The organism is Gardnerella sp. Marseille-Q9185 (genome assembly GCF_046508745.1).
In the GTDB taxonomy this organism is placed as follows: domain Bacteria; phylum Actinomycetota; class Actinomycetes; order Actinomycetales; family Bifidobacteriaceae; genus Bifidobacterium; species Bifidobacterium greenwoodii.
Genome location: NZ_JBKFWK010000004.1, coordinates 105,613 through 122,796, shown reverse-complemented (window position 1 = coordinate 122,796; position 17,184 = coordinate 105,613). Strand labels below are relative to the sequence as shown.

The 17,184-nt window shown below is 42.3% G+C and carries 9 protein-coding genes and 1 tRNA gene; 4 read left to right on the top strand and 6 right to left on the bottom strand.

Going from position 1 to position 17,184, the window contains the following annotated elements:
- Positions 1-61: 61 nt before the first annotated feature.
- Positions 62-1,624 carry a glutamine-hydrolyzing GMP synthase gene (gene guaA / locus ACLD5M_RS04895; protein WP_410313324.1) on the bottom strand — a complete coding sequence of 521 codons (1,563 nt, stop codon included), beginning with the start codon at positions 1,622-1,624 and terminating at the stop codon, positions 62-64.
- 401 nt (positions 1,625-2,025) lie between these two features.
- Here guaA and ACLD5M_RS04890 point away from each other — a divergent pair, with 401 nt between their 5' ends.
- From ACLD5M_RS04890 to ACLD5M_RS04880, 3 genes are all read left to right on the top strand, one after another.
- Positions 2,026-4,503 (top strand): phosphoketolase, encoded by a 2,478-nt coding sequence (locus ACLD5M_RS04890; RefSeq protein ID WP_004128025.1) that lies wholly within the window; start codon positions 2,026-2,028, stop codon positions 4,501-4,503.
- Between the two features lie 278 nt (positions 4,504-4,781).
- Positions 4,782-6,482: a phosphate acetyltransferase gene (gene pta, locus ACLD5M_RS04885; RefSeq protein WP_410313323.1), complete on the top strand. Its 1,701-nt coding sequence runs from the start codon at positions 4,782-4,784 to the stop codon at positions 6,480-6,482.
- Between the two features lie 174 nt (positions 6,483-6,656).
- The gene (locus tag ACLD5M_RS04880) at positions 6,657-7,886 is read left to right on the top strand and encodes an acetate/propionate family kinase (protein ID WP_246904962.1); all 1,230 of its coding nucleotides are present in this window, start codon (positions 6,657-6,659) and stop codon (positions 7,884-7,886) included.
- 90 nt (positions 7,887-7,976) lie between these two features.
- Here the strand turns inward: ACLD5M_RS04880 and aroA are convergent, their stop codons facing one another.
- The gene (gene aroA, locus ACLD5M_RS04875) at positions 7,977-9,347 is read right to left on the bottom strand and encodes a 3-phosphoshikimate 1-carboxyvinyltransferase (RefSeq protein WP_410313322.1); all 1,371 of its coding nucleotides are present in this window, start codon (positions 9,345-9,347) and stop codon (positions 7,977-7,979) included.
- Between the two features lie 88 nt (positions 9,348-9,435).
- Positions 9,436-9,509: transfer RNA gene (locus ACLD5M_RS04870), tRNA-Pro, on the bottom strand.
- A gap of 166 nt (positions 9,510-9,675) precedes the next feature.
- Here ACLD5M_RS04870 and ACLD5M_RS04865 point away from each other — a divergent pair.
- A complete protein-coding gene (locus ACLD5M_RS04865; protein WP_246904958.1) occupies positions 9,676-10,770 on the top strand; it encodes an ABC transporter permease in 1,095 nt (364 codons plus the stop codon).
- Between the two features lie 73 nt (positions 10,771-10,843).
- On the opposite strand, the gene glgX is transcribed toward ACLD5M_RS04865, so the two are convergent.
- The 3 genes from glgX to ACLD5M_RS04850 form a co-directional block, all read right to left on the bottom strand.
- Positions 10,844-12,973: a glycogen debranching protein GlgX gene (gene glgX / locus ACLD5M_RS04860; protein WP_102694822.1), complete on the bottom strand. Its 2,130-nt coding sequence runs from the start codon at positions 12,971-12,973 to the stop codon at positions 10,844-10,846.
- A 100-nt stretch (positions 12,974-13,073) separates the two neighbouring features.
- A complete protein-coding gene (gene polA / locus ACLD5M_RS04855) occupies positions 13,074-16,115 on the bottom strand; it encodes a DNA polymerase I (RefSeq protein WP_410313321.1) in 3,042 nt (1,013 codons plus the stop codon).
- A gap of 107 nt (positions 16,116-16,222) precedes the next feature.
- Complete coding sequence (locus ACLD5M_RS04850; protein ID WP_410296020.1) at positions 16,223-17,011, bottom strand: ANTAR domain-containing response regulator; 789 nt, start codon at positions 17,009-17,011, stop codon at positions 16,223-16,225.
- Positions 17,012-17,184: the final 173 nt, after the last annotated feature.

Below are 17,184 nucleotides of genomic sequence, written 5' to 3'. Positions count from 1 at the left end.
CATATGTTTTACTGTATAAGCATATGTTTATATTTCAGTCGATAATTCTCATCAAAAACTGTCACTCCCACTCAATAGTGGCAGGCGGCTTAGAAGTTACGTCGAGCACAACACGATTGATTTGACGGCACTCGTTTGTGATTCGAGTAGAAATCTTTGCCAACACATCGTAAGGAACGCGAGACCAATCAGCTGTCATAGCATCCTCAGAGCTCACAGGGCGCAAAACAATTGGAGAACCATATGTGCGCTCATCGCCCTGAACACCAACAGAATGAACGTCAGCAAGCAATACAACTGGGCATTGCCAAATGTCGCGGTCAAGACCAGCTTTAGAAAGCTCTTCCCTAGCAATTGCATCTGCTTCGCGAAGAACAGCCAAACGCTCGCGTGTAATCTCACCAACAATGCGAATACCTAAGCCTGGACCAGGGAAAGGCTGACGCCACACGATTTCATCCGGAAGCCCAAGCTCAGTACCAATAGCGCGAACTTCATCCTTAAACAGCGTGCGCAAAGGCTCAATAAGCTTAAACTTCAAATCTTTTGGCAAACCACCAACGTTGTGATGCGACTTAATGTTTGCAGCACCGTCTCCGCCGCCAGATTCTACAACATCTGGGTAAAGAGTTCCCTGCACAAGGAACTTAACTTCAGCTCCAGTTTTACCAGCTTCTTCAATAACCTGACGCTGAGCTTTTTCAAAAGTACGAATGAACTTTTCGCCAATAATCTTGCGCTTGCGCTCTGGTTCACTTATGCCTTTAAGTGCATCCAAAAAATCGTCTTCTGCATCTACCGCAATAAGCTTAATGCCTGTAGCTTTAACGAAATCATGTTTAACCTGCTCAACTTCGCCTTTACGAAGCAAACCGTGGTCAACAAAAACGCAAGTAAGCTGATCACCAATTGCTTTATGCACCAAAGCTGCAGCAACCGCTGAATCAACTCCACCAGAAAGACCACAAATAACTTGCGCATCCCCAACTTCGGCGCGAATCTTAGCAACCTGATCCTCAATAATGTTAGAAGGATTCCAATTGTTATCTAACCCTGCACACTTATGTAAGAATGTAGAAATAAGTTCCTGACCCAATGGAGTGTGCTTTACTTCTGGATGCCACTGAACTCCATAAAGTTTGCGACTTTCATCTTGCATTGCAGCAACAGGAGCACCATCTGTGTGCGCCAACACCTTAAAACCTTCTGGAGCGCGCTTAACAGCAACACCGTGGCTCATCCAAGTATTTTGCTCAACAGGAGAATCTGCAAGCAGGCCTTCAGAATCATCAATAGTTGCGGAAGTTTTACCATACTCACCAAGAGCAGCTTTATCTACATCTCCACCAAGTTCATGAGCCATTACTTGGAAGCCATAGCAAATGCCAAGAACTGGAACGCCCGCTTCAAAAATCTTTGGATCAATATCTGGAGCACCCGGTTCATAAACAGAAGCAGGACCACCCGAAAGAATAATAGCTTGAGGATCTTTAGCTAACATTTCGTCAACTGGCATAGAGTGCGGAACAAGCTCTGAATACACATTAGCCTCTCGCACTCGACGAGCAATAAGCTGAGCGTATTGAGCGCCAAAATCAACGACAAGCACTGGTCCTTTTGCCATGATTCTCCTTATATATAAGTTCTAATACGATTCAATTCATAATAGTGAAGCTTTGAGACGTTGCGTAATTACAAAACGCCGAAATTAGATATAAAAGTTACATTAATAATTCTAAATCAATAAATAGCTTTGATAAATTTTTGTGCGAAACGCTGAATAACAAAGCAAAAAACGAACATCAAATATAACATAATCTATACAAATGGCTAATTTTTTGCGCACATAATCACACATTTTTTCAACATAAATGCACGAAGAAGTAACCAAACGAACAAAAGTCAGACGCTGGCACTATACTGAAACGGATGGAAAAAGAGCTGTAATACATTTGTTTTCCAGACTCTATAACCAAATGGTAATGATCAAATTGCACTGAAAAGTGCTTGAGTACAGGAGTACACATGACGAGTCCTGTTATTGGCACACCTTGGAAGAAGCTCAACGCTCCAGTTTCCGAGGCAGCTATCGAAGGCGTAGACAAGTACTGGCGTGTTGCCAACTACCTTGCAATCGGCCAAATTTATCTTCGTAGCAACCCTCTAATGAAGGAGCCGTTCACTCGCGAAGATGTTAAGCATCGTCTGGTGGGCCACTGGGGCACCACTCCAGGTCTTAACTTCCTTATTGGCCACATCAACCGTTTCATTGCTGACCACCAGCAGAATACCGTGATTATCATGGGTCCAGGCCACGGCGGCCCAGCTGGTACTGCTCAGTCCTACCTCGACGGTACTTACACTGAGTACTATCCAAAGATTACAAAGGACGAAGCTGGTTTGCAGAAGTTCTTCCGCCAGTTCTCTTACCCAGGCGGTATTCCTTCTCACTTCGCTCCTGAAACCCCAGGCTCCATCCACGAAGGTGGCGAGCTTGGTTATGCACTCTCCCACGCTTACGGCGCTGTTATGAACAACCCAAGCTTGTTCGTTCCAGCAATCGTCGGCGATGGCGAAGCTGAAACTGGTCCTTTGGCCACCGGTTGGCAGTCCAACAAGCTTGTGAACCCACGTACCGACGGTATCGTGCTTCCAATCTTGCACTTGAACGGTTATAAGATTGCTAACCCAACTATTCTTTCCCGCATTTCCGACGAAGAGCTTCATGAGTTCTTCCACGGCATGGGCTACGAGCCATACGAGTTCGTTGCTGGCTTCGACGATGAGGATCACATGTCCATCCACCGTCGCTTCGCCGATATGTTCGAAACCATCTTCGACGAGATTTGCGATATTAAGGCTGAGGCTCAGACTAACGACGTAACTCGCCCTTACTACCCAATGATTATCTTCCGCACTCCAAAGGGTTGGACTTGCCCGAAGTTCATCGACGGCAAGAAGACCGAAGGCTCTTGGCGTGCACACCAGGTTCCACTGGCTTCCGCTCGCGATACCGAAGCTCACTTCGAGGTTTTGAAGAACTGGATGAAGTCCTACAAGCCTGAAGAGCTCTTCGATGAAAAGGGCGCTGTGAAGGAAGACGTTCTTTCCTTCATGCCAAAGGGCGAACTCCGTATTGGCGAAAATCCAAACGCCAACGGTGGTCGTATTCGTGAAGATTTGAAGCTTCCAAAGCTCGATGATTACGAAGTCAAGGAAGTTAAGGAATTCGGTCACGGCTGGGGTCAGCTCGAAGCTACCCGTCGCCTTGGTGTTTACACTCGTGACATCATCAAGAACAACCCAGATTCCTTCCGTATCTTCGGCCCAGATGAGACCGCTTCCAACCGTTTGCAGGCTGCTTACGAAGTAACCAACAAGCAGTGGGATGCTGGCTACCTTTCTGGCTTAGTCGATGAGCACATGGCTGTTACCGGCCAGGTCACCGAGCAGCTTTCCGAGCACCAGATGGAAGGCTTCCTCGAGGGTTACTTGCTCACCGGTCGTCACGGCATCTGGAGCTCTTACGAGTCCTTCGTACACGTTATCGACTCCATGTTGAACCAGCACGCAAAGTGGCTTGAGGCTACCGTTCGCGAGATTCCATGGCGTAAGCCAATCTCCTCCGTGAACTTGTTGGTATCTTCTCACGTATGGCGTCAGGATCACAACGGCTTCTCGCACCAGGATCCAGGCGTAACCTCCGTGCTCTTGAACAAGACCTTCAACAACGATCATGTAATCGGCATCTACTTCCCAGTAGATTCCAACATGTTGCTCGCTGTTGCTGAAAAGGCTTACAAGTCCACCAACATGATTAACGCCATCTTCGCTGGTAAGCAGCCAGCCGCCACTTGGTTGACCCTCGACGAAGCTCGCGAAGAGCTCGAAAAGGGCGCTGCAGAGTGGAAGTGGGCTTCCAACGCTAAGAACAACGACGAAGTTCAGGTTGTTCTCGCTGGTGTTGGCGATGTTCCACAGCAGGAATTGATGGCCGCTGCCGACAAGTTGAACAAGCTTGGCGTTAAGTTCAAGGTTGTTAACGTTGTTGACTTGCTCAAGTTGCAGTCCGCTAAGGAAAACAACGAAGCTTTGACTGACGAAGAGTTCACCGATCTCTTCACCGCTGACAAGCCAGTCCTCTTCGCTTATCACTCCTATGCACATGACGTTCGCGGCTTGATTTACGATCGTCCAAACCACGACAACTTCAACGTCCATGGCTACAAGGAGCAGGGCTCCACCACCACGCCATACGACATGGTTCGCGTGAACGACATGGATCGTTACGAGCTTACCGCTGAAGCTTTGCGTATGGTTGACGCCGCCAAGTATGCCGACGAAATCAAGAAGCTCGAGGACTTCCGCCTCGAAGCCTTCCAGTATGCAGTCGACAAGGGTCTTGATCACCCAGATTACACCGATTGGGTATGGCCAGGCGTTAAGACCGACAAGCCAGGCGCTGTCACCGCTACCGCTGCAACCGCTGGCGATAACGAGTAGTTTTAAGCTCATAAAGCTAAAACTGGTTAGCTAAAAACAATTCGGGAGTCAATCGAAAGGTTGACTCCCGTTTTGTATATAAAAATAAATTTGCATGTAAACTAAATAAAAAAAAACGAATCAAAATTTATATTGCAGAATTACTACTATGTGCGTGTATAAAAACAAAAAGCCGTACAATAGAACAAGCTTGGCTATATTGCAAAACTTAAGTAATTTAATTTTTACAATATGAAACCTAACAGCACAACACGAATAGTATCAAAGGAGAACGCATCGTGTCACATATTAATGTAACAATTATTGGCAACGAAGATATGTACGGCAGAAACGCTGTTGCACTCGGAATAACACATATTCTGTCTAACAACTACAGCACTACTATTTTTCGCCCATGCGCTCAAACCAATGACGCTTTCACTAAACAACTTTTGGGTATTGCAAATACTTCAGCAAAATTAGAGCAAGTTATTGCATCCACTCCAGAAATAGTCAGAACAAATAAAGACACAGTGCGCGGAGATATTGTTGCAAGATACAATGAAGTACTACAATCAACATCCGCCCAAGCTTCTGTTATTGTTTCAAGCGACGCAAGCCCTGTATATGATCCAGATTTATTTGCTTTTGACGCAACTGTTGCAGCAGACTTAGCTTCGCCTGTTTTTCTAACTGTTTGCGCAAAGGGACGAAGCTCAGAGCAAATCTTACAAACTATTAATACTGCCAACGCTTGTATTATGAAGGCTTGCACGCAAATTTTGGGCGTTTTTGTTACTGACTGTTCTGAGGAACTTGGCGCTGAAGTAATGAAAGATTACACAGCTAGAAATTGTGCAAATTCTAGCGAAAAAGAAACTCGAGTAAGCCAAACACCATTATGGGTGCTGCCTCAAATAAACGAAGAAAACAAAAATAGTTCGTTAGAAATATTCGTAAACTGCATTAGAGAAAAAGATATTCTTAATGCGCTGCACCAGCCATTCAATGTACCAACTACCCCATACGCTTTTCAATACAGTCTTTTAGGAAAAGCAAAAGAACAGAAGAAAACAATTGTTCTTCCAGAAGGAGAAGAAGATCGCATATTAAAAGCGGCAGATTACTTGCTTGAACGAGATATTGTGAATCTTATTATTGTTGGAGAGCGCGAATCAATATTGAAGCGTGCTGAAGAGTTAAATCTTAATTCAGTTTGCAAAGCAAGTTTCCAATCTATGAGCGATGAAGCAATGCTTAGCCATATGATTACAAAACTTTGCGAATTAAGAGCAAAGAAAGGAATGACTGAATCACAAGCAAGAGAACAACTTAACGACGCAAGCTATTTTGGCACTATGCTAGTTGTGCTTGGACAAGCAGATGGTCTTGTGTCTGGATCTGTTAATTCCACTGCAAATACTGTGCGACCAGCATTACAAGTAATAAAAACAAAAGCCGGCTCTAAGCTGGTTTCTGGCGCATTTCTTATGTGTTTTAAAGATCACGTAGCAGTCTTTGCAGATTGCGCTATTAACACAAACCCGAATGCAGAACAGCTAGCAGATATTGCGATTCAGTCTGCGAATACTGCTGCAGCATTCGGACTAGATCCTAAAGTTGGAATGCTTTCTTATTCAACGTTAGGATCTGGTAAAGGCCCAGATGTTGACATTGTAGAAGAAGCGACGCGAATAGTAAAAGAAAAAGCTCCAGATTTAGCCGTAGTTGGTTCTATTCAGTTTGATGCAGCTTGGTCTCCTACAGTTGCTGCAGCAAAAGCAAAAGATAATCCTATTGCAGGTCACGTGAATGTATTTGTGTTCCCTGATTTATGCGCAGGAAATATTGCGTATAAAGCAGTACAACGCTCAAGTGGAGCACTTGCAGTTGGCCCTATTTTACAAGGTCTAAATAAGCCTGTAAACGACTTATCTAGAGGAGCTTTAGTACAAGATATTATTAATACTGTTGCTTTAACAGCTATTGAAGCTCAGTGAGAATAAGATTTTGTGCAGAAAGCTATAAAATCAACAAAAAATAAACTGTTAAATGTTCTTCACATATTTTAGATTGTTATGGCACAAAATAACTCTCCGTATTGTAGGAACTTAACGGTAAACTAGAGCGTGGCAATTTACAAGCCTTATCAATACTTTATGGAGGATGCCCCAATGGCAAAAACCGTTCTTGTTATCAATTCTGGTTCCAGTTCGATTAAGTATCAGCTCGTTGACTTGGAAAGCGGTGAAGGTATCGCTTCCGGCATCGTTGAGAAGATTGGCGAGCCAGTTGACGGCCACTACAAGCACGTATTCAATGGCGAAAAGCATGAGTTCGACGAGCCAGTTCACGACCACGAGCAGGGCTTAAAGCGCGTACTTGGTTTCTTCGAAGAATATGGTCCAAAGCTTTCGGAATCCGGCATTGTGGCAGTTGGACACCGCGTTGTTCAGGGTGGCTTGACCTTCCCTAAGCCTGCATTAGTCAATGAGAAGACAATCAACAAGGTTAAGGATTTGGCAGTTTTGGCTCCACTTCACAACGGCCCAGAGGCTGTTGGCGCTGAAGTCATGACTGAACTTTTGCCAGACGTTCCGCAGATTATGGTATTCGATTCTTCCTTCTTCCATGCTTTGCCACAGGTTGCAGCAACTTATGCTTTGAATAAGGAAATTGCAGACCGCTATCATATTCGTCGCTACGGCGCTCACGGCACTTCTCACGAATACATTGGTTCTGTTGTCCCAAGCGTTGTTGGTAAGCCTGCAGAAGGTTTGAAGCAGATTGTTTTGCACATTGGTAACGGCGCTTCTGCTTCTGCCCAGATTTCTGGCAAGCCAGTTGAAACTTCCATGGGCTTAACCCCACTCGAAGGCTTAATGATGGGCGGACGCACTGGCGATATTGATCCAGCAGTAGTCTTCCACCTTATTCGTAACGCTCACATGAACGTGGACGAACTTGACACTCTCTTCAACAAGCGTTCCGGCATGATGGGTATGACTGGCCACGGCGATTTGCGCGATATTCACAAGCTCATTGCAGAAGGCGACGAAAACGCTAAGCTTGCTCTCGGCGTATACGTACACCGTATTGTTGGCTACATTGGTAACTACACCGCTCAAATGGGTGGCGTTGACGTCATTACATTCACAGCAGGCGTTGGTGAAAACGACGAAATCGTGCGTGCTCGCGTATGCGAAAAGCTTGAGCCATTCGGCGTTAAGCTCGACAAGGAAAAGAACTTGGTTCGCTCTAAGGAGCCACGCGTTATTTCCACTCCAGACAGCTCTGTGATTATTGCTGTAATTCCAACGAACGAAGAGTTGGCTATTGCACGCAAGGCTGCAGCTATTGCTGAAGCTGGTGAAGATACCTACGGCAACAAGTTTAAGAACTAAATATTTTATTTGTGCTGCTAAAATATGCAGCCATAAATAAGAATTCCCGAGCAGATTATCTGTTCGGGAATTTTTATAATTATTGAAAAATTATTGGGAAATCATACTATTCCACATTCCTGGGAAATCTGGGATTGTTTTTCTAGTTGTGGCAATATTTTTGACCCTTACATTTTCTATGCGCAGTCCAAGCATTGCAGCAAACGTTGCCATACGATGATCTGCATAAGTTTCCATAACTTCCCCATGCACATAATCACTTGGCTCAATACTGATGCCATCTTCAAGCTCTTTAGCACCAATACCGACTCTATTTAATTCTTTAACTAAAGCTTCTAAACGATTAGTTTCATGGCCACGTAAATGAGCAATACCGTGCAACTGACTTACTCCATCCGCAAAAGCAAGAATAGCTGCAATGCTTGGAGCAATCTCCCCCGCTTTACTTAAATCTAAAGAAGGAATTGCATGAATACGGCCATTTCCTTTTACACAAAGAACTCCAGACCCAGTGTTTGTATCGTTCTCTTCAAAATTAACAACAGCACCCATACGTTCAAGTATGGCCGGCAACAATCCGCCAGGTTGAGTCGTGCGCTTAGGCCAGTTTGGAACTCTAACTATGCCCCCTGAGATTAAAGCAGCCCCTAAAAATGGCGCAGCATTAGACAAATCTGGTTCAATAACTACAGTATTTGGTAAAACTAATTTTGATTCCAAAACAGCCCAACTAATAGGCTCTATCATTTGGACTGTGCCACCAGCCTTTTTCACATCATCTATTGTCATTAAAATATGCGGCATGCTCGGCAAATTTTTACCAATATGTTCAATATACAAACCGTTAGGTATGCGAGAACCAATTAGCAATAATGCTGAAATGAATTGTGACGATGCAGAGGAATCAATGCAAACAATATTTTCCACATTGCGAGTTTTAAGTTCTAATGATTTAGGAGGAGTAATCGTGTACGGCAAAAAACCAGTTTCGCCGTGATACTCCACGTGAGCACCAAGCTGTTCTAAAGCGTCAAGAACTGGCTTCATAGGGCGAGCATAGGCTTGCTTATCTCCATCAAAGCGCACAGGTTTATTCGCAAACAATGCTAGAGCAGACACAAAACGCATTACAGTTCCAGCTAGTCCGCAATATACTTCAGCATTATCTTCAACTCTAAAAATTCCGTCTTCTGGAGGAATTACGCGCAGTTTCGTGCCCTCTTCATTTAGAGATTCACATTTAACTCCGAATGTAGATAACGCGTTAATCATGAGCTCAGTGTCTCTAGAGCGCAACAATCCTTGTAAAACTACAGGTTTTGTACCTATTGCTGCCAATATTAAATAACGATTTGACAGGGACTTACTACCAGGAACCTCAACACAAGCTTTTAATTGATGATTAGAATACGGTGCTTCCCAACAAGTAGCACAATCCACAGTATCGTTAATATCACTCATAATATGAATACTATCTATTAATATGTACGGATACGTGCACAGATAATTGTTGCAAGCTGAATAAAATATTTCACTAGATATAAAAAAGTCGGGGTGACAGGATTCGAACCTGCGACATCCTGCTCCCAAAGCAGGCGCGCTACCAAACTGCGCTACACCCCGAGGCTTTTGAACTGTTAACCAGCTCCAAGCACAATCAAATACAATAGCGCACTTTGTCGACAAATGCAAATTTTCGACACACGTGGCGTGTATAAAATTTTATGCGTGCTTGACTTTAGTGCAAACTGTACAATGTAATTAGTTAACAAGATAAAGGGGCTAAAGTATGGGACGTTTCCAGCGAACTGAAGCAATGGGATTAATAGCGTTTCTTGTATGCGCATCATTCGCAATGGTTACTATGTCTATGTACATGTTGGTTATGCCAGCATTTTGGCAAATTAGCCAAAGACTTTTCCTTACAGCCTCAGGAATTGTGGCTTTGTGCAGCATTGGCGCTTTTATTATTGGCTATTTGCGTACTAATAAAAAATTTACCGGACACCATCTGATTCGCATAGTAAAACATACTTTTGAAATTACAGCGCTTTCTACAATTTATGGCGCAACAATGTTTCTTATGTCTTTTGCTTTGCTTTCCATCATAAACAGTATTATTGGCAAATCTGCAATGAACAATTACTTGCCGGTATTATGTTCAGCATTATCTGGAATTGTTGGTTACGCAACACTTATTCAAGCTGAGCTTCTTGAAGCTAAAACTGTAGCTTCCCTGCTTCCGCTATTCGTTATTTCGGGCGCTGCAACTGCAGGTCTTACCACGGATGACCCTTACTGGTATAACAATAATTTTTCTCAGCTTGGCGACAGAACCACTTTTGCAGCCAGCATGTTTAACGCAACGCTTGTACTATCTGGAATTTGTATTATCATAACAAGCTACTTTGCTATTACAGAATTTGTTGCAACCCAACGCGAAATATTGCAGCACAATAATGAAGATCGCACGCGTCATTTTAGAACTCGCACAACCATTATGGCTACTTTGCTTATTTTAGGCGGTATTGCTTTTATTGGCATAGGAACTTTCCGTTATACACCTCATCCTTTTCTTCATGACTTGTGCGCTAGAGGCGTAACTGGATTAATTTGCACAATGCTTGTATGCTTGCCTTGGTTAGCTCCTCGCCTTTCTCGCACATTTTATGTAGCTTCTGATTTAGCTGTTGTTCTTACAGCTTGGGCTGGAAATCAGTGGATGCACGGTCACAATACTCTTACTAATGTTGAAGCATTATCTTGCCTGCTATTTCTAGGATGGATTATTGTTTTTTCAAGGCAGGTTGCAGCTATGCAAACTGACCGTCTTCAATCAAAAATTAATCAGGCTATTATAGCAAATAGCAGCGCAGGAAACTAAATTCCCTACGCTGCTTCAATCTTATGAAATTATAAAATTATTTGCGATTAAATTATTTTTATTCGAATCTTATTTAATGTTCTGGCTTATGCTCGCTCATAAGTAGCAAGAAGCTGCGAGATTGAGCCACAATATTAAATCCTGCCTCATATAAAAGCTCAGGGCCTTTTGGATTGTAAGTGTCTACAATAAGCTTCCACTTTTCACCATAACGCTTGTCTGGCAATGTAAAAGTAATAGGTTCATAATGAGCATTAAATATAAGAATAAAGTCGTTATCGACCATTCTTGTTCCATACCAGTCTGTTTCTGGAATGTCGGATCCATTCAAATAAATCATCACGGAAAGCGCGTGAGTATTTGACCAATCTTCCATGTCCATAACAGTTCCGTTATGATCAAGCCATTCAACCTGTGGAATATCGCAAACGTCATCATCGCTTGAACGCCCAGTAAAGAAGCGACGACGATGCAAAACAGGGTGATGAAGACGCAAATGAATAAGCTTGGAAACGAAATCAAACATATCACGTTGAGTTTCGTTATAATCCCAGCTCATCCAAGAAATAGCGTTATCTTGACAGTAAGCATTATTATTGCCGTGCTGTGTACGCATCACTTCGTCGCCTGCGCAAATCATAGGAATACCCTGACTCATAAGCAATGTTGAGAACAGGTTACGTATTTGTCTCTCGCGCAGCTCATTAACATCGTGAATACTAGTAGGACCTTCTACACCGCAATTCCAAGAACGATTGTCGTTTGCGCCGTCGTTATTCCCTTCTTTATTCGCCTCATTATGCTTTTCGTTATAGCTTACTAAATCGTTCATAGTAAAGCCGTCATGAGCTGTAATGAAGTTCACAGAAGCAACAGGCTTACGTCCATTTTGCTCATACAAATCAGAACTTCCCATAAGCCTACTTGCAAACTCAGGCAAAGTAGAAGGCTGCGAGCGCCAAAAATCTCGCACACAATCACGGTAGCGACCATTCCATTCGGACCAGCTTGGAGGGAATCCACCAACCTGGTAGCCACCAACACCAATATCCCAAGGCTCTGCAATAAGCTTTACGCTAGAGATAATAGGGTCTTGCTCAATAATGTCAAAGAATGCAGAAAGTTTATCTACTTCTTGGAACTGGCGAGCAAGCGTTGCAGCTAAGTCGAAGCGGAAGCCATCAACGTGCATTTCAGTCACCCAATAACGCAAGCTGTCCGTAATCAAGCGCAATGCTTTCGGCGATCGCATAAGCAAAGAATTACCAGTACCAGTAGTATCAAAATAATGACGCTGATCGTTGTCTACAAGACGATAGTATGCACGATTATCAATTCCACGGAAGCTTAAAGTTGGGCCTCTATCGTTTCCTTCAGCAGTGTGGTTATAAACTACGTCAAGAATAACTTCCATGCCAGCAGCATGATAAGCCTTAACCATTGACTTAAACTCATTAACCTGCTCACCGCGCTGACCAGAACTTGAGTAAGAATTTTGCGGAGCGAAGAAACCAATGGTATTGTAACCCCAATAGTTGCTCAATCCCTTATTTTGTAAGAATGAATCATTTACAAACTGATGAATTGGCATAAGCTCAATCGCCGTAACACCAAGCTTCTTCAAATAAGAAATAACGCTTGGATGCGCAAGACCTGCATAAGTTCCGCGAATATCTGCAGGAACACGGCTATCAAGATTAGTCATACCACGAACATGAGCTTCATAAATAACAGAATCATGGTATGGAATCATAGGATGCTGATCATTACCCCAATCAAAATATGGGTTAATAACAGCAGCTTTCATTGTGTGAGATGCAGAATCCAAAGTATTCATTGCAGAAATATCATCCGGATTATCAAACCAGTAAGAAAACAGGCTCTCATCACCGTCAATATTGCCTTCAATTGCTTTTGCATATGGGTCTAAAAGAAGCTTATGCGGATTGCACCACAATCCGTGCGAAGGATCGTAAGGACCATGAACACGATACCCATAACGTTGGCCAGGCTGAATACCTGATACATAGTTATGCCAAACGTATGAGTTCTGTTCGGTCATATCAATACGTGTTTCATTATCATTCTCGTCAAACAAGCATAATTCAACGCGCTTTGCGACTTCGGAAAACAGCGCAAAATTAACGCCGGCGCCATCATAATTGGCACCAAGCGGATACATGGAACCTGGTCTTATATGCATAATATAAGTATCTCATATATTTGCGCACTTTTCACGCTATGTTGCTTTTATTTGAAAAAAGATGAAAATTTATACAAATTTATTCAAATGTATGCAAAATTTAATGAGCTGCTAATTGCCAATCAACACCAACGCCAGTTGATACGTTAAGCGGAACATCTAAATTAACTGCATGTTCCATAGCTTCTCGCACAATATTTTCTACGCTATCTTTTTCTCCGTGCGCAATTTCCAAAATTAATTCATCGTGAATTTGTAAAATTACGCGACTTGCCAATTTAGAATTTCGCAAACCTTTATCAACACGTATCATTGCAAGCTTCATAATATCGGCTGCAGTTCCTTGAATTGGAGCATTTAAAGCCCCACGCTCGGCAGCTTCGCGAGCTGCACGATTATTTGATGACAACTGTGGGAAATACCTACGCCTACCAAACATTGTTTCTGTATACCCAAGTTCTTTAGCTTTTAAAACCAAAGACTCCAAGTAATCATGAACTTTTCCAAAAGTATCAAAATACTTATTTTTCAATACTTCGGCAGCAGACGGCGTAATAGAAAGTTGTTTTGCCAAACCATAAGTGCTCAATCCGTACGCCAAACCGTAGCTCATAGCTTTTACGTGAGAACGCTGATCACCACTAACTTGATCTACAGGTATTTGATAAACCAGGCTTGCTACATATTTATGAAAATCCGCACCAGAGCAGAACGCTTTAATAAGAGTTTCATCATGAGAAGCATGAGCCATAATACGCAACTCAACTTGAGAATAATCACAGCTCATTAAATATTCAAAATCTTCACCTGGAACAAACGCTGCACGGATTTCACGACCAGCAGCATTACGATTAGGAATATTTTGCAAATTCGGATCTGCAGAACTTAATCTTCCTGTTGCAGCAATAGTCTGCTCAAATCTTGTATGAATACGTTTATCGTCATAATGAGCAGCATCAATTAAGCTTTGCACTATTTGCTTTAACTTATTTTTCTCACGATGACTAAGCAGAGCCCCCAAAAATTGGCTTGCAGGTTCTTCAGGATCAAGTTTCGCATACATTGCTTGCAAAGCTTCAGCATTAGTAGTGTAAGAACCGTTTTTTGTGCGCCTAGTTGGTTTAAGAGCAAAATGATCAAACAGTATTTGCTGCAATTGCTTAGGACTTTGCAAATTCACACGATTTCCCGCAGCCTGCCAAGCCATATTCTGAGCAAATTCAGCATCGGAAGAAAATTGCTGGAACATGCTACTTAAACGCTGCATATCTACAGCAGCACCAACATCTTCTAATCCTCGCAAAACTCTTGAAATAGGCATTTCCAAGTTCGACATCAAACCTGTTTGTTTTCTAGAATCCAATTTTGGCGCAAATTGAATAGCTAAAAGACGCGTAAGAACAGCAGTTCTTAAAATTTTACCTTCAAATTTTTGCGTTTCTTCTTCGCTTGTTTTAGCTTCATCTAAAGCTGACGAATCATCAAGTAAAAGATCAAGCTCACCCTGCTTAGCTTCCTGATTATCCAAATCTTCATCATCGCTTGAAATATCTAAATAATGTTCTGCCATATTTTCAAGCGTTTCAGCGCGAAAATCAGGCTCAAGCAAATATGAAGCCAATCTTGTGTCAAGAAGAGGCGTAATACTAGGATCTTCGCAATCGACTAATTTCAAAGATGACAACAATCCTAAATGCTTTTTATAATCGTGCAAAACTATTGAAGAAGCATATTTTTGCAAAAATTCTCTTAAAGCTTCGAGTAAGGAATTTGTCTCTACATGCAAGTCTGAAGCATAAATTAGCGCTGCACTACCCTTAACAAGCAGCAATAAACAGTCTGCTTTTAAACCAAAACGATGCTTTGACTGGGTGCTACTTTCATGAGCATATACGACTAATTCGCGATTATTTAATATTAAATCTGCACATTTTTGCTCATTATCAATAAGTTTTTCTGCATCTAAAGAAGAATCATCTCGCGAAGAATCTTTCGTATTGTCTTCTTCTAGGAAGGTAGATACGCTAGTTTCCCACTCGCGTAAATCTTCTAAAGATTTAATATGACTTACTTTAGTATTTTCTAGTACATCTTGAAGATCTTCAGAATCAGAAGTTGATTGCTCGCCGCTGTTTAAATGCTCTATTTCGACATTTCCTTCATATGTTGAAGAAAGCATAATTCGCATATTGTTATCAAGCAATTGCTGATTTGTGCGGCTAAAAGCTTTAAGAATCTTACGCTTTTTTAATTCACCAAACTCAAGTTGAGATAACAACTCTCCCAATTTCTTAGCATTAATATCTTCACCAAAACGCAAATTATCAACACTAATACCAAGATCTAAGTCACGAACCAAAGCATTAACTCGACGGTTCAAACGAACCTGATCAATATTTTCTCGTAAAGCTTCACCCTTTTTACCTGTAATCTCACCTGCATGAGAAATAATATCTTCCAAGCTGCCGAACTGGTTAATCCATTTGGCGGCATAGCCATCTCCAACACCAGGAACACCAGGAATATTATCTGCAGTTTCGCCTCTTAAAGCAGCTAAATCAGGATATTGCTTAGGAGTAACATTATATTTTTCTAAAACGGCAGCAGAATCCATTTGTTTCAAATCTTTGAAATGCTGCCCCGGATAAAGAACTGTAATATTGTCGTCAATAAGCTGGAAGGCGTCTCGATCTCCAGAAAGAACTAAAGTTCTATACCCTGAATCAGCGCCCATTGTTGCAAGTGTTCCAATAACGTCATCACCTTCATAACCGGGTTTTTCAATATAAGTAATATCTAGAAAACGGAGCATCTGCTGAATAAGAGGCAACTGAGAAAGAAGCTCTTGAGGAGCAGCTTCACGCGTACCCTTATACTGAGGAAGCATCTTATTTCTAAAAGTGCCACCTTTAACGTCAAAAGCAATAGCTAAACGGTCAGGATTTTCTTTTCTTACCACTTGCGAAAGCATAGTGATAAAGCCCCAAACAGAATTGGTTGCCTGACCATAGCGAGTAGAAAAATTATCCGCAGAAACTGCAAAAAAAGCACGGAACGCAAGAGAATGGCCATCAACGACCAACAACGTTCCTTTCTCATTCTTAAAATCAGAAGAATGTTCTTCGACGATGCTGGTATCCACTGTTGACTACTCACCCACGTTCCGTAATTATTACAAATTATGCTAATAGTATTCAGCACAACAAGCGTTATGATTTAATAAATTTAAGATTTTTAAGATTAATACTATTAATCCTCAGAATCTGAGTCTATTTTATCATCGCTATACTTTGAAATAATAGCCAAAGCAAGACGCTTCTTAGGAATACGCTGATCCATAGAAGTTTTTTGAATCCAACGGAATGCACCCTGCTCTGAGAATCCGGCCTTATCCATAAGAAGACCCTTAGCTCGATCTACCAGCTTGCGTTCTTCTAATGTATCTTCAGCTTTCTTAAGCTTTTCTTCCGCCTTTTTTAGCTGATCTTCCGTATCGTGCAATCTATTTTCTGTGCGCTCAACGCTATCTAATAAATCGTTGATCTCGCTAAAACGACCCATAGCAACTTCCAAAGCTGGAAGAAGCTTAGATTCTTCATACGGCTTAGTTACGTATGCCATTGCACCGGCGCCTGTTGCTTGTTTTACTAAATCTGCCTGCGAAAAAGCAGTGAGCATAACAACTGGCGCAATGTTTTCATCACAAATAGTTGCTGCAGCAGTAATACCATCCATAACAGGCATCTTAACGTCCATGCACACAACATCCGGATGATGCTCGCGAGTCAACTCAATAGCTTCCTGACCATTAGCTGCCTGACCTACAACCTGATAACCGTTATCTTCAAGCATAGCTACTAAATCCATGCGATTAACAGATTCATCTTCTGCAACAACAACAGTGCGAATATTGTTAGATTTCTTATCTTCAGACTCGTTCTTCACAGCTTCTGCATCAGCAGCCTTACGAAGCTCATCATCAGTAAGTATTTCAGGCATTGTTTGCTCTGTCCCTTCATTCCTTTTCGTAACTGGCATATTCACAACCTCATTTCATTGCCGCATAAACAGGGCAACACCGCCATGCATCTTTAACATGGCGACTACGCAACAGCACGTTCACAAACACCAGTAGAATCACGCATCATAACGCAATTTGCATGTCACTAAAACCGCACGCACCCAATGTTTGTGTCAATCAATGATACCAT